Source organism: Streptomyces griseorubiginosus (genome assembly GCF_036345115.1).
Taxonomy (GTDB): Bacteria; Actinomycetota; Actinomycetes; order Streptomycetales; family Streptomycetaceae; genus Streptomyces; species Streptomyces griseorubiginosus_C.
The window spans coordinates 1,516,372-1,531,181 of record NZ_CP107766.1 but is presented as its reverse complement, the minus strand read 5'-3'; the positions used below and the strand labels follow the sequence as shown (position 1 = coordinate 1,531,181).

Annotated in this window: 10 protein-coding genes; 4 read left to right on the top strand and 6 right to left on the bottom strand. The window is 70.8% G+C overall.

Going from position 1 to position 14,810, the window contains the following annotated elements; all coding sequences use genetic code 11:
- Positions 1–4 precede the first annotated feature (4 nt).
- From OHN19_RS07095 to OHN19_RS07070, 6 genes are all read right to left on the bottom strand, one after another.
- The gene (locus tag OHN19_RS07095) at positions 5–2,956 is read right to left on the bottom strand and encodes a glycoside hydrolase family 2 TIM barrel-domain containing protein (RefSeq protein WP_330263326.1); all 2,952 of its coding nucleotides are present in this window, start codon (positions 2,954–2,956) and stop codon (positions 5–7) included.
- On the bottom strand, positions 2,953–3,891 hold the full coding sequence (locus tag OHN19_RS07090) for an alkaline phosphatase family protein (RefSeq protein WP_330263325.1): 939 nt from the start codon (positions 3,889–3,891) through the stop codon (positions 2,953–2,955). The genes OHN19_RS07095 and OHN19_RS07090 overlap by 4 nt, the downstream gene beginning before the upstream one ends.
- Before the next feature lie 27 nt (positions 3,892–3,918).
- Positions 3,919–4,788: a carbohydrate ABC transporter permease gene (locus OHN19_RS07085; protein ID WP_330263324.1), complete on the bottom strand. Its 870-nt coding sequence runs from the start codon at positions 4,786–4,788 to the stop codon at positions 3,919–3,921.
- Positions 4,785–5,759, bottom strand: a complete 975-nt coding sequence (locus tag OHN19_RS07080; RefSeq protein WP_330269544.1) for a sugar ABC transporter permease — start codon at positions 5,757–5,759, stop codon at positions 4,785–4,787. Before OHN19_RS07080 ends, OHN19_RS07085 begins: the two co-directional genes overlap by 4 nt.
- Before the next feature lie 34 nt (positions 5,760–5,793).
- Positions 5,794–7,071: an ABC transporter substrate-binding protein gene (locus OHN19_RS07075; RefSeq protein ID WP_330263323.1), complete on the bottom strand. Its 1,278-nt coding sequence runs from the start codon at positions 7,069–7,071 to the stop codon at positions 5,794–5,796.
- 65 nt (positions 7,072–7,136) lie between these two features.
- Positions 7,137–8,153: a carbohydrate kinase family protein gene (locus OHN19_RS07070; protein ID WP_330263322.1), complete on the bottom strand. Its 1,017-nt coding sequence runs from the start codon at positions 8,151–8,153 to the stop codon at positions 7,137–7,139.
- Positions 8,154–8,281: 128 nt separating this feature from the next.
- Here OHN19_RS07070 and OHN19_RS07065 point away from each other — a divergent pair, with 128 nt between their 5' ends.
- From OHN19_RS07065 to OHN19_RS07050, 4 genes are read left to right on the top strand one after another with little or no spacing between them, the layout of a single operon-like run.
- A complete protein-coding gene (locus OHN19_RS07065; protein ID WP_123764202.1) occupies positions 8,282–9,046 on the top strand; it encodes a DeoR/GlpR family DNA-binding transcription regulator in 765 nt (254 codons plus the stop codon).
- A complete protein-coding gene (locus tag OHN19_RS07060; RefSeq protein WP_330263321.1) occupies positions 9,043–10,380 on the top strand; it encodes a 6-phospho-beta-glucosidase in 1,338 nt (445 codons plus the stop codon). The genes OHN19_RS07065 and OHN19_RS07060 overlap by 4 nt, the downstream gene beginning before the upstream one ends.
- Positions 10,381–10,438: 58 nt before the next feature.
- Complete coding sequence (locus tag OHN19_RS07055; RefSeq protein WP_330263320.1) at positions 10,439–13,480, top strand: alpha-mannosidase; 3,042 nt, start codon at positions 10,439–10,441, stop codon at positions 13,478–13,480.
- 3 nt (positions 13,481–13,483) lie between these two features.
- A complete protein-coding gene (locus tag OHN19_RS07050; protein WP_330263319.1) occupies positions 13,484–14,734 on the top strand; it encodes an alpha-L-fucosidase in 1,251 nt (416 codons plus the stop codon).
- The last annotated feature ends 76 nt before the right edge of the window (positions 14,735–14,810 follow it).

Genomic DNA, 14,810 nt, shown 5'->3' with positions numbered 1-14,810 from the left:
TGGTTCAGAGGGCGCGCAGCGTCCAGCTCCAGCGGTGGACGCCCGGCGTGACGAGGCAGGAGGCCGTGGTGTCGGGCCCGCAGGAGGCGGTGCCGAGACCCCGGTGGGCCGCGTCGATGTGCACCACGCAGCCCGCCCTCGGGACGAGCTCGTCGTGGTGCGCCACCGCGGTGAGATCCACGGCGCGGTACCGGCTCACACCGACCTGGCGCGGTTCGTCCAGGACGACCGAGAGGCCGGTGGCGTCCGGTGCCGAGAGCCTGAAGTGCCGTACGCCATGACGGCCGCCGCTCTCCTGCGGACGCAGATAGGGGGTGAACAACTCGTCCACGGGCACGGAGTGATGGCCGACCGGAGCCCCGAACGCCCGGTCCGGATACGACTCCCAGGGACCCTGTCCGAACCACTCCATCAGGTCGAGCCCGGCGACCGTCTCGAAGACGGACCCGACCCGGGCCACGTCGTCGAGCTCCTCGGGCAGCTCGGCCGACTCCTCGACGTGGATGCCGCCCTCGACCGCGGTGAGCACCTGCACATGACGTACCGCACCCGCCGCGCAGGCGTACTCGGCGTGCACGGTGACCCGGCCCTCGGCCCGGCGCACGTCGGTGACCTTGCGCACCAGCGCGTCGAGGCCCCAGTCACGCCAGCGCGGGGCCATGCCGCCGAGTTCGTCGTTGTCGGTGGGTGCCCGCCACAGGGACAGGGTGGGGGCGGCGGTGAGCAGGGGGTGGACCAGGAGGCCCTCGTCGTCCACCTCGACGAAACGGTTCCGCACCGGCGCCGGCTGCGGCGGGGGCGGTGCCTTCCGCAACCGCGCCTGCGGCACGCACACCACCGTGCCGCGCGGCGCCCAGGGCTCGTCCCCGGCGGTCGTCACCCGCAGCGTCAGCCAGGCCTCACCGCCGTCCTCGGGCAGCTGGAACGGCAGCGGTACCGCCGCTGTCTCGCCGGGCCGCAGATCGGGCAGTTCGACGGGTGCGGTGAGCGTGCGGCCGTCGGCCAGCGACAGCTCCCACTCGGCGGCGAGCCAGGCGAGGCCCCGGAAGTGCTGGTGGTTGCCGAGCACGATGCCCTCGTGCCGGAAGCACTCGATGCGCACCGGCGCGGAGATCTCCCGGTGCTCGTACATCGCCGGCTTCGGGGTGCGGTCGGGGAAGACCACGCCGTCCGCGATGAAGGCGCCGTCGTGGTCGGGCTCGCCGAAGTCGCCGCCGTACGCCCACCGGTGCCCGGGCGCGGCGACACCGTTGTCATAGAGCCCGGCGCCCCCACGCCCGACCGGTCTGCCGTCGTTCACACGCTGGAGGATGCCGTGGTCCCAGAACTCCCAGATGAACCCGCCCTGAAGTCCTGGCGTGGACTCGATGGCCGCCCAATGGTCGGCGAGGGTGCCGTTGCTGTTGCCCATGGCGTGGGAGTACTCGCACCAGATCAGCGGCTTGGTCTGGCGTCCGGAGAGGGCGTGCGCCACGCACTCCTCCAGCGGGGCGTACATGGGGCAGGCGATGTCGGTGGCGTCGCCGGCCGCCGCCCAGTCCAGCTTGGCGGCCCCCTCGTACTGGACGGGCCGGGTCGGATCGTGCCGCCGTACCCAGCCCGCGGCCGCGTCGTGGTTGGCGCCGTAGTCGGACTCGTTGCCCAGCGACCAGACGATGACCGACGGGTGGTTCTTGTCCCGCAGCACCATCCGCGCGACCCGGTCCACGAAGGCGTTCAGATAGCGCGGGTCGTCGGCGATCTCATGGGCGTGGTCGTGCGACTCGATGTCCGCCTCGTCGACGACGTAGAACCCCAGCTCGTCGGTGAGGTCGTAGAGGGAGGGGTCGTTGGGGTAGTGGCTGGTGCGGATCGCGTTGAACCCGAAGCGCTTCAGCGTGATCAGGTCCGCGCGCATGTCGTCGTACGACACCGTCCGCCCGGTCAGCGGGTGGAAGTCGTGCCGGTTCACGCCCCGGATGAACACCCGCTCCCCGTTGACCAGCAGGTCCCGGCCGGAGATCTCGACGTCCCGGAAGCCGATCCGGTGCCGTGAGGTGTCGGCGACCGTGCCGTCGGCGCGGTGCAGCCGGACGGTCAGGTCGTACAGCTCGGGCGTCTCGGCGTTCCAGGTCCTGACGTCCTCGACGACCGTCTGGAGCCGGGCCTCCCCGAGGAAGTCGGAGACCCGCTCGTCCTCGGCGTTGAGCCGGTCGAACTCCGCGTCCTGGGTGAGCAGTTGACCCTCCAGCTCGCCGCTGACGTACCACCCTCCGGGCAGCGCCCCGCCCGTGTCCCGCACCCGGCAGTCGACCCGCAGCAAGCCGTCGGAGCGAGCCCGCACGGTCACGTCCGCCAGATGCAGCGGATCCGTCGCGTACAGCAGCACCGACCGCGTGATCCCGCCGTGCCACCACTGGTCCTGGTCCTCGATGTGCGAGGCGTCCGACCACTTGACCACGGTGAGCCGTACGACGCTCCGCGCGCCGGGACGCACCAGTCCTGTCAGGTCGAACTCGGCCGCGAGGTGGGAGTCCTTGGAGATCCCGACGGGCCGTCCGTCCACGTGCACCAGCAGCACGCTCTCGGCGGCCCCGACCTGGAGCACGATCCGGCGTCCGGCCCACTCGGCGGGCACGTCCACGTCACGCTCGTGGACACCCGTCGGGTTGGCGGCGGGGGAGTGCGGCGGGAACTCGGGGAACGGCATACGGACGTTGAGGTACCGCGGCAGGTCGTCCGTGTCCTGCATGGTCCAGACACCGGGCACGTACGCCGAGGACCAGGCACCGCCGACCGGCGCGTCCGGAGTGGGCAGCAACTGGAAACGCCAGTCGCCGTCCAGGGGGAGTGCTCCGGAGCGCCGGTCGACGGCGTTCATGGGCAGGCGACCCCAGGAGGTCACCTCGGGCGCTTCCCAGGGGCGCAGGGCGACGAGGGGGTCGGTGGGGCGGGGTCTGCGGGGTGCGTCGGTCATGGCCGTTCCGTGGTCGGTGGTGCGGGGGCGTGGCAGGACTGACCGAGGCCGTGCAGGACCCGGCCCTGAAGGCCCCAGGCCGGGTCGACGCGGACGCCGAGCCGGTCCAGGACGGTGGGGGCGATGTCGATGAGGCGCGGGGTGTCGAGCCGGGTGCCGCCCGGCATGCCGGGCTCGGCGAGCACGACGAACACCTCCCGCTCGGCCCGGGTGGCGCCGCCGTGACCGCCGGTGTCGAGGTGCCCGTGGTCGGTGGTGACCAGCACGGTCCAGCGCTCCCGCGCGCGGGCGGGGTCCAGGCGCCGGGTGTTGACGGCCGCCAGCAGCCACCCGAGGTGGGTGTCCTGGGTGAGCAGGGCGCGGTCGTAGGCGGGGCTGTGCGGGCCCATGGCGTGGGCGGCCTCGTCGGTGGCGCCGAAGTACACGAACACGGCGTCTGGATCGTCCTGGCTCAGCCAGCGCTCGGCGGTGCGGGCGACGAGCCGGTCCGCGGTGCCGTAGCCGTCCGTCTCACCGTCGTAGCGCACCCGGCGGCCGATGGCGGGGCCGAGGGTGCCGCGCCGGATCAGCTCCGGCCAGGACACCGCGGCCGCGGTGCGCAGCCGCCGCCGGGCGGTGCCGGCCCGGCTCAGGAAGTCGGGGTAGCGGGCGTAGTCGGCACCGGCGAAGTCGTTGCCGCGCACGCCGTGCCGGTCCGGCCAGACGCCGGTCAGCACACTCGACCAGCCCGGCCCGGAGTCGGTGTACGCCATGCTCGTGGACGGCCCGTCCGGGGCCTGGCCGTCCACCTCGCCGTAGGGCAGCAGGCTGGTGCCGTGGGCGCCCGCCGCCATGAGTCCGTGCAGTACGGGCGCCACGGCCGGAGAGCGGGTGAGCAGGTCGTACCGCAGCCCGTCCATCCCCACCACGAGCACCTTGCCGACGTCGTACGTCACCACGCACCCCTCTCTCCCAGCACCCGGTCAGCTGCCCTGGACCGCGCCCTCGGTGGCGCCCGCGATGAAGCCGCGGGCGAAGATGCTGAACACGATGACCAGCGGAAGTGCCGCCATCAGCACACCGGCCATCACCATGCTGTAGTCGGTGGTGTGGCCGACGTTGAGCTGGGCGAGCTCCACCTGGAGGGTCACGTGGCCCGGGTCGGTGAGCACGACGAGCGGCCAGATGTAGTCGTTCCAGCAGTTGACGAAGGCGTAGATGGCGAGGAACGACAGCGCGGGCCTGATCATCGGCAGCGCGATGTTCCAGTACTGCCGGAAGAACCCGGCGCCGTCGATGCGCGCGGCGTCGAGGAGTTCGTCGGGAACGCCGTTCTGGATGTACTGGTGCAGCCAGAAGATGCCGAAGGCGTTGGCGAGGGAGGGCAGGGCCAGCGCCTTGAGCATGCCCACCCAGCCGATCTTCGACATCAGGATGAACTGCGGCAGGATCGCCAGCTGGAGCGGCAGCATCATGAACAACAGCAGGGTGCCGAAGAGGATCTTGCGCCCGGGGAAGTCGAACTTGGCGAAGGTGAAGGCCGCCAGGGAGTCGATGAACAGCACCAGCGCGGTGGTGACGGTCGCGACGATCACCGTGTTGAGCATCGACCCGAAGAAGTCGATGGTGTTCAGCACGTGCCGGATGTTCTCCAGCAGATGCGAGCCGAAGGTGAACTTCGGCGGGCTCTTGTAGATGTCCTGCGTGGTGTTGGTCGCCATGACGATCGTCCACGCGAACGGGAAGACCGAGACCAGGACGGCCACGACGAGGATGATGTGCGCGGTCAGGCCCCTGGGGCGGCGAGTTCGCCTGCCGCCCGTGGCCGGCCGCGCGGTGTCGACCGCGGTCATGCCTTCCTCCCTCGTGTGGTGAGACGCCAGTTGACGGCGACGAGGATGATGATCAGGACGAAGAAGGCCCACACGATGGCCGCGCCGTAGCCGTAGTCGTTGTTGAGGAAGGCCGACTGGTAGAAGTACAGCAAGGTCGTCAGACCCGCCTGGCCCGGTCCGCCGAGGTTGGCGTTGGCGGCGTTGCTGGCGAACAGGACCTGCGGTTCGCTGAAGCTCTGCAGCCCGTTGATGGTCGAGATGATGACCGTGAACAGGATGATCGGCCGCATGATCGGAATGGTGATCTGGAAGAACGTGCGGATCGGACCGGCGCCGTCCATCTTCGCCGCCTCGTAGATCGAGGTCGGGATCGCCTGGAGGCCGGCCAGATAGATGATCATGTTGTAGCCGGTCCACTGCCAGGTCATCAGCAGCGAGATGACCACCTTGATCAGCCACGGGTTGCTCAGCCACGGAACCGGCGAGATGCCGACCACGCCCAGGATCGCGTTGACCAGACCGAAGTTGTTGCTGAACACCGCGCCGAAGAAGATCGCCACGGCGACGATCGAGGTCACGTTCGGCACGTACAGCGCGATGCGGTAGAAGCCCTTGAAGCGGCGCACCGAGTGCAGCAGCGTCGCCAGCGTCAGGGCGCCGAACAGGGTCGGCACCGTGGACAGCACCCAGATCACCAGGGTGTTGCGGATCGACAGCCAGAAGACCGGGTCGTCCCACAGGAACCGGAACTGCTGGAGCCCCACGAACTGCATGGTGCCCATGCCGTCCCAGCGCTGGAAGGCCAGGTACAGCGAGTAGAAGACCGGGAAGAACGAGAACGCGGCGAAGATCAGGTAGAACGGCGAGATCGCCAGGTACTGCCGCCAGTACGCCAGCGGCCCACGCCGCTTGGGCCGAGCTGTGCCCGCGGGCGCGGTGCGCCGCGGGCGGAACCGGGCCGGGCCCGGCCCGCCGCGGTGCTTGGACACCACGGCGGGACCGGTGACCGGAGGGGACGTCACCTCAGCTCACCCCCTGCCGCCGGGCGATCTGCTTGGCCTGGCTGACCGCGTCCTTCCAGGCGTCGTCGGGCTTCTTGCCCTTCGCCTCGATGTTGGTCAGCTCCGTCATGAAGGGGGCCATGACGGCGGCGTCCGCGGGCGCCTCGTAGGCCACCTTGATGGCCTTGGCGGCCGGGCCGAAGACCTCGATGACCTTCTGGCCGCCGAAGAAGGCGTCGGGACCGGTCATGGCCGGCATGGCGTACGCGGCCGGCGCGGCCGGGAAGATGGCGGCGTCCGTGAATCCGCGGGCGTCGTTGGCGGGGCTCAGGATCCAGCTGATGATCTTGAACGCCTCTTCGGGGTTGCGGCACTGCTTGGGCAGCGCCAGGTAGGAGCCGCCCTGGTTGGCCGGTCCGACCGGGTTGGCGCAGACCCGCCACTTGCCCTTGGTCTGCGGCGCCGCCTGCTCGATGTCCAGCGCGTGCCAGGCCGCGCCGAGCTCGGTGAGCAGGTTCTTGCCGACGGCGGCGTTCCAGGTCTGGTCGTTGATCTTGGCGTCGATGCCCAGGGTGTACGGGCGCACCGCCGTGGTCCACGCGGCGCGGATGTGGTCCCCGTCGCCGATGAAGTGGTTGTCCTTGTCGATGAACCGCTGGGTGCCCTGGCCGACCGCGATGTTGAAGACGGAGCTGATGTTGTTGACCAGGTAGGTGCCGGGGTTCTTCTTCTGGAGCTCGACACCGAGCTGGAAGTAGTCCTCCCACGTGCTGACCAGCGCGGCGACCTTGGCCGGGTCGGTGTCCACGCCGGCCTTGGCGAAGAAGTCCTCGCGGTAGAACATCGCGGTGGGGCCGATGTCGATCGGGAAGCCGATCTGCTTGCCGTCCTCGGTCTGGGCGAGCTTGGTCTTCCAGTCGAGGTACTGCGAGGAGATCTTCTTGAAGCCGAGGTCGTTCAGGTCCAGGAAGCGGTTGGCGTTGGGCAGGAAGGACGCGATGTCCTCGCCCTTGATGCCGGTGATGTCCGGCACCGAGGTGCCCGCCGCGAGGGTGGTGGTGAGCTTCTGCTTGAAGTCGCCGCCGATGGACGCCGTGGTCAGCTTGATCTCGCTGCTGAAGTGGGTCTTCGCCTCCGCGACCACCTTGTCGCTGAGCGCGCCGCCCCAGTACCACAGGGTGAGGTTCTTGCCGTTCTTGGTGCCGCCCGAGCCCGAGCTGCCGCCGCAGGCGACGGTCAGTCCGGACGCGGCCGCGGTCAGCGCGGCGGCCTGGAGGAAGCCTCTACGTGAAAGGTCCACGGGTCACTCCTGTTGTTCCTGTTCGTGGTGCTGAGGGGTGTCGGACTGTGGGGGCGTTGTGAGGGTCAGTGGGGCCGGGGCGGGGTGACCGGGGCGTGCCGCACCGGCGGACCGACGTCCGCCGGCAGCCGGTCGGTCAGGAAGCCGTACGCCGTGCGCAGCTCGGGATCGGTCAGGGAGCGCCACCAGCGGTCGATGCCGTACCAGCCGGGGGCCGCGAGGGCGCCGCCGTGGTGCTGCACGGACAGTCCGGCCGCGAGGACGGCGAACCGCAGCCGTTCCTCCAGCGGCCAGCCGCCCAGCGAAGCGGCGACGAAGGAGGCGCCGAAGACGTCACCGGCGCCCGTGGCGTCCAGGACACCCACGTCGAGGGCCGGGACGTCCGCGTACTCGCCGGTGATCTGGTCGACGGCGACCGCGCCGTCCCCGCCGCGGGTGACGACGGCGACCGGCACCAGCTCGGACAGCGTCCCGAGGGCCGCCACCGCGCTGTCGGTGCGGGTGTAGGCCATCGCCTCGCCCTCGTTGGGCAGGAAGGCGTGGCACAGGGCCAGCTGGTCGAGGAGGTCGGTGGACCACTCCTGGGTGGGGTCCCAGCCGACGTCGGCGTAGATGTGGGTGCCGTTCGCGGCGGCCTTGGCGAGCCAGGCGCGTGGTTCGGCCTCCAGGTGGACGAGGGCCGTGCGCGCCTCGGGCGGGTCGCCCATCAGCACGTCCTGGGAGTACGGCGGCTCCTGGCCGTGGGTGACCAGGGCCCGGTCGGAGCCGTGGGCGAGCGCGACGGTGACGGGGGTGGGCCAGCCGTCCGCGATCCGTGAGAGCGAGAGGTCGACGCCTTCCTGACCTGCGAGGACCTCCTGGCAGTAGGCGCCGTAGAAGTCGTCGCCGAAGACCGTGGCCAGGGAGGTCCGAAGGGCGAGGCGGGACGCGGCGACGGCCAGGTTGGCGATGCCGCCGGGGCCGCAGCCCATGCCGGCCGTCCAGATCTCCTCGCCGGGCGTCGGGGGCTTCCCGAGCCCGGTGAGGACGAGGTCGTAGAAGAGCAGCCCGGTCAGGAGCACGTCGGGCCTGTCGTCGTCCACGCGAAGAGCCTCTCGTCAAAACTCGTCAATTTCGATGACGGGAATCGTGCGCTGCTCCGAGAGATTGGTCAATACCCGAGCAGAACTGAGCATGGATTTGATTGAAGATGACGAGTAGTGTTCACGCCGTGCTGGCAGAACGACGACACCAACTCATCCTGCGGGCCCTGCGCTCCGGTGGTCCCGCGTCCGTGACCGATCTCTCCGAGCAGCTGGGTGTGAGCCCCGCCACGATCAGGCGCGACCTGGTCAAGCTCGAGGAGGACGGCCTGCTCACACGTGTCCATGGCGGCGCCGTCGTGGAGGAGGGCGACCAGCCCTTCGCCGAGGTCGCCGAGGTGCGCGTGTCCGAGAAGGACGCGATAGCCGAGCGGGCCGCCGCCATGGTCGCCGACGGCCAGTCGGTGCTGCTGGACATCGGCACCACCGCGTACCGGCTGGCCCGCCAGCTGCACGGCCGCCGCCTCACGGTGATCACCAGCAACCTGGTGGTCTACGAGGAGCTCGCCGACGACGAGGGCATCGAGCTGGTGCTGCTCGGCGGGATGCTCCGCCGCGAGTACCGCTCCCTGGTCGGCTTCCTCACCGAGGACAACCTGCGCCAGCTGCACGCCGACTGGCTCTTCCTCGGCACCAGTGGAGTGCGTCCGGGCGGGCAGGTGATGGACACGACGGTCGTCGAGGTGCCGGTGAAGCGAGCCATGATCAACGCCAGTGACAAGGTCGTCCTGCTCGCCGACGCCGCCAAGTTCCCGGGTACGGGCATGGCGAAGGTCTGTGGTCCCGAGGACCTGGACATGGTGGTCACGAACGCCCCGGCCGACCCCGTCACCCGCTCCTCCCTGGAGGAGGCGGGCGTCGAGGTGGTCGAGGCAGGAAAGGTGCAAGAGTGAAGCTGACGATTCTGGGCGGCGGCGGGTTCCGCGTGCCGCTGGTGTACGGCGCCCTGCTGGGCGACCGCGCCGAGGGCCGGGTCACCGAGGTCGTCCTGCACGACCTGGACGCCCGCAGGCTCTCCGCGGTGACCCGGGTGCTCGCCGAGCAGGCGGCGCGGGTCCCCGACGCCCCCTCGGTGACCGCCACCACCGACCTCGACGAGGCCCTGCGCGGCGCCGACTTCGTCTTCTCGGCGATCCGCGTCGGCGGCCTGGAGGGCCGCGCCAACGACGAGCGGGTCGCGCTCGCCGAGGGCGTCCTCGGCCAGGAGACCGTCGGCGCGGGCGGCATCGCCTACGGCCTGCGCACGGTCCCCGTCGCCGTCGACATCGCCCGGCGGGTGGCCCGGCTCGCCCCGGACGCCTGGGTCATCAACTTCACCAACCCGGCGGGACTGGTCACCGAGGCCATGTCCCGCCACCTCGGCGACCGCGTCATCGGCATCTGCGACTCCCCGGTCGGCCTCGGCCGCCGCATCGCGCGCGTGCTCGGCGCCAACCCCAACGAGGCGTGGATCGACTACGTCGGCCTCAACCACCTCGGCTGGGTCCGCGGCCTGAAGATCGCGGGCCGGGACGAGCTCCCGCGGCTGCTCGCCGACCCCGACCTGCTCGGCTCCTTCGAGGAGGGCAAGCTCTTCGGCGTCGACTGGCTCCAGTCCCTGGGCGCGATCCCCAACGAATACCTGCACTACTACTACTTCAACCGCGAGGCCGTCCGCGCCTACCAGCAGGCCGAGAAGACCCGCGGCGCCTTCCTCGCCGACCAGCAGGCGCACTTCTACGACCAGGTCGCCGACCCCGGTGTGAAGGCCCTGGACGCCTGGGACCGCACCCGCGCCGAGCGCGAGGCCACCTACATGTCGGAGAACCGGGAGACCGCGGGCGCCGGCGAGCGCGACGCCGACGACCTCTCCGGCGGCTACGAGAAGGTCGCCCTCGCCCTGATGCGGGCCATCGCCCGCGACGAGCGCACCACCCTGATCCTCAACGTCCGCAACCAGCGCACGCTCTCCGTGCTCGACGACGACGCCGTGATCGAGGTGCCCTGCCTGGTCGACGCCAACGGCGCCCACCCGGTCGCCGTCGCCCCGCTGCCCGACCACGCCACCGGCCTGGTCTGCTCGGTCAAGGCGGTCGAGCGCGAGGTGCTCGCGGCCGCCGAGTCCGGTGCCCGGACGACCGCGGTCAAGGCCTTCGCCCTGCACCCCCTGGTCGACTCCGTGGGCGTCGCCCGCAGGCTGGTCGAGGGCTACACCGCGGTCCACCCCGGCCTCGCGTACCTTAAGTAGCGCCCGCTTCCTGGAAAGCGCTTTCTCGAAGCTCTTCCGCCCTCTCTGGAGACCTTTCATGCACGACGAACGCACCCGCATCGAGGAGCGCGTCCAGCGCGCGCACGACCAGCGCATCAAGCCGGCGATCTACGCGGCCACCGTCCCCTTCGAGGTCGAGGCGTGGCAGGCGCCGGGCGAGCCGGTCTCCTTCGAGGAGGCCGCGGCGGCCCGCTACGAGCCCTTCGCGATGAACACCCCGTGGGGCCCGCCCTGGGGCACCACCTGGTTCCGGATGCGCGGCCAGGTGCCCGCCGAGTGGGCCGGGAAGCGCGTCGAGGCCGTCATCGACCTCGGCTTCGTCGGCGACTGGCCCGGAAACCAGGCCGAGGCCCTGGTCCACCTGGCCGACGGCCGCCCCCTGAAGGCCGTCAACCCCCTCAACCAGTACGTCCCCATCGCCAACCCGGCGACCGGCGGCGAGCAGATCGACTACCTGGTCGAGGCCGCCTCCAACCCGGACATCCTCAAGGACAACTTCTCGAAGACCACGCCGATGGGCGACAAGCTCACGGCCGGCTCCGCGCCCCTCTACACCTTCCAGCGCGCCGACCTCGCCGTCCTCGACGAGGAGGTCTTCCACCTCGACCTGGACCTCCAGGTGCTGCGCGAGCTGATGGTCCACCTCCCCGACCACGAGCCCCGCCGCCACGAGATCCTGCACGCCCTGGACCGCGCCATGGACGCCCTCGACCTGGACGACGTCTCCGGCAGCGCCACCGCCGTCCGCGAGGTGCTGGCCCCCGTCCTGGCCAAGCCCGCGCACGCCAGCGCACACACCGTCTCCGGTGTCGGCCACGCCCACATCGACTCCGCCTGGCTCTGGCCGATCCGCGAGACCAAGCGCAAGACGTCCCGCACCTTCTCCAACGTCACCGCGCTCGCCGACGAGTACGAGGACTTCATCTTCGCCTGCTCGCAGGCCCAGCAGTACGAGTGGGTGCGCGACAACTACCCGCACGTCTGGGCCCGCATCCAGGACTCCGTGAAGAAGGGCCAGTGGGCCCCCGTCGGCGGCATGTGGGTGGAGGCCGACGGCAACCTGCCCGGCGGCGAGGCCATGGCCCGCCAGCTCATCCACGGCAAGCGGTTCTTCATCGAGCACTTCGGCATCGAGACCAAGGGCGTCTGGCTCCCGGACTCCTTCGGCTACACCGCCGCCTACCCGCAGCTCGCCAAGCTCGCCGGCAACGAGTGGTTCCTCACCCAGAAGATCTCCTGGAACCAGACCAACAAGTTCCCCCACCACACCTTCTGGTGGGAGGGCATCGACGGCACCCGCATCTTCACGCACTTCCCGCCGGTCGACACCTACAACGCCCGCTTCAGCGGCGAGGAGATGGACCGCGCGGTCCGCAACTACTCGGAGAAGGGCGGCGGCACCCGCTCGCTCGCCCCGTTCGGCTGGGGCGACGGCGGTGGCGGCCCCACCCGCGAGATCATGGAACGCGCCCGGCGCCTCGCCGACCTCGAGGGCTCGCCCAAGGTCGTCGTCGAGCACCCGGACGACTTCTTCGCCCAGGCCCGCGCCGAGTACCCGGACGCCCCCGTCTGGGTCGGCGAGCTCTACCTGGAGCTGCACCGCGCCACCTACACCTCCCAGGCCCGCACCAAGCAGGGCAACCGGCGCTCCGAGCACAAGCTGCGCGAGGCCGAGCTGTGGGCGACCACGGCCGCGCTGCACGCGCCGGGCTACTCCTACCCGTACGAGAAGCTCGACCGCCTGTGGAAGACGGTCCTCCTCCACCAGTTCCACGACATCCTGCCGGGCTCCTCGATCGCCTGGGTGCACCGCGAGGCCGAGGCCGAGTACGCCCGTGTGGCCGAGGAGCTGGAGGCGCTGACCGCCGAGGCGGTGGCCGCGCTCGGCGCCGGGAGCACCCGGGTCTTCAACACCAGCCCGTTCGACCGGTCCGAGGTGGTGCGTACGGCCGATCAGGCGCCGGCGTACGTCGAGGTGCCCGCGAACGGCAGCGCCCCGCTGGCCGACGCGGAGCCCGCGCAGCCGGTGCGGGTGTCGGGCCGGGTGCTCGACAACGGCCTGGTGCGGGTGTCGGTCGCCGAGGACGGCACCCTCGAGTCCGTCTATGACGTGCGCGCGGGCCGCGAAGTCCTCGCCTCCGCGGGCAACCTGCTCCGCCTGCACACCGACCTCCCGAACTACTGGGACGCCTGGGACATCGACAGCCACTACCGGAACCGGTACACGGACCTCCTGGAGGCCTCGTCCGTGGAGGTCGTCTCCGAGGACCCGCTGGAGGGCGCGATCCGCGTGACCCGCTCCTTCGGCAAGGGCTCGACGATCACCCAGACGATCTCCGTGCGCGCCGACAGCCCCCGTATCGACTTCGCGACCGAGATCGACTGGCACGAGGCCGAGAAGATCCTCAAGGCGGCCTTCCCGGTGGACGTGCGCGCCGCGCACTCCTCCGCGGAGATCCAGTTCGGCCACGTCCAGCGGCCCACCCACACCAACACCACCTGGGAGTCGGCCCGTTTCGAGGTCTCCGGCCACCGCTGGGTGCACGTCGCCGAACCGGGCTACGGCGTCGCGGTCCTCAACGACTCCACCTACGGCCACGACGTCTCCCGCACGGTCCGCGAGGACGGCGGTACGACCACCACGGTCCGCCTCAGCCTGGTCCGCGCCCCGCGCATCCCGGACCCGGAGGCCGACCAGGGCAAGCACCGCTTCACCTACTCGCTGCTGCCCGGCGCGAGCATCGAGGACACCGTCGCCGAGGGCTACTCCCTCAACCTGCCCCTGCGGGTGGCGGACGCGGCCGGTGCCCCCGAGCCGGTCGTCTCGGTCGACGGCGAGAACGTCACGGTCGAGGCGGTCAAGCTCGCCGACGACGAGTCCGGCGACGTGGTGGTCCGGCTCTACGAGTCCGGCGGCGGCCGCGCGACGGGCGTGCTGCGCACCGGCTTCCCGCTGGCCGGAGCCCGGATCACCGACCTGCTGGAGCGCCCGCTGGAGGACGCCCCCGTCGAGGACGGCGGCGTGCCGGTCGCGCTGCGCCCCTTCCAGGTGCTGACGCTCCGGTTGCGGAGGGGCTGACGCATGGCCATGCAACCCTGGTTCACCGACGCCAAGTTGGGGATCTTCATCCACTGGGGCATCTACGCCGTCGACGGCGTCCAGGAGTCCTGGTCGTTCTACGACGACATCGTCCCGCACGACCAGTACATGTCCCAGCTGGAGCGCTTCACCGGCGCCAAGTACGACCCGCGCGAGTGGGCCGACCTGTTCGCCCGCGCGGGTGCGAAGTACGCGGTGCTGACGACCCGGCACCACGACGGAGTCGCCCTGTGGGACACGGAGTTCGGCGACCTCAACCTCGGCAAGGACTACGTCGGCCCCTACACGGACGCCCTGCGGGAGAAGGGGCTGAAGGTCGGCTTCTACTACTCCCACTCCGACTGGAACCACCCGGACTACGCCTCCACGCGCAAGCCGGGCCGTCCGCCGGAGCAGGAGGACAACCGGTACTCCGAGGTCGCCGCCGAGGACGAGGACCTGGACGCCTGGGAGCGGTTCATCGCCTACCGGGACGGTCAGATCCGCGAGCTGGCCTCCCGGTACCGGCCGGACCTGATGTGGTTCGACGGCGAGTGGGACCGCAGCGAGGAGCAGTGGCGCATCCCCGAACTCGCCGCGCTGATCCGCTCGCACGTGCCGGACGTCGTCTTCAACGCGCGCATGCTCAGCGAGGGCGACTACGCCACCCCCGAGCAGGGCGCCCCCATCGAACCGCCGGACGGTCCCTGGGAGTTGTGCCTGACGATCAACGACTCGTGGGGGTACCAGCACCACGACCACAACCACAAGTCGCTCGCCCAGATCATCCGCTACTTCACGGAGACCATCGGCGGGGGCGGCAACCTGCTGCTCGACGTCGGTCCGATGGAGGACGGCACCATCCCGCAGCCGCAGGTCGAGCGCCTGGAGGGGCTGGGGGAGTGGATCGGCAAGCACTCCGAGGCGGTGTACGGGAGCCGGCGCGGACTGCCCGCCGGGCACCACTACGGTCCCAGCACCCTCTCCGCGGACGGCCGGACGCTCTACCTGGTCCTCTTCGACGCGCCGCGCGCCGAGATCGGCCTGCGCGGACTGGTCACCCCGGTCCGCAGGGTCACCGTCCTCGGCACCGGCACGGAACTCGGTCACCGGGTCGTCGGCGGACTCCACGAGGCCGTGGGCATCGTGTGGATCGACCCGCCGGCCGCGGCGGACCTCGACCCGTACGCCACTGTCCTCAAGGTCGAGCTGGAAGGGGAGCTGGAGCTGTACCGGGGCTCGGGCCGGTTCTGACCGGTTCCGCCAATGCTGGGCGGGTGCCTGCCGGTTGAGGGACCGGCAGGCACCTGTCTGCACAGCCGGTCCGTCG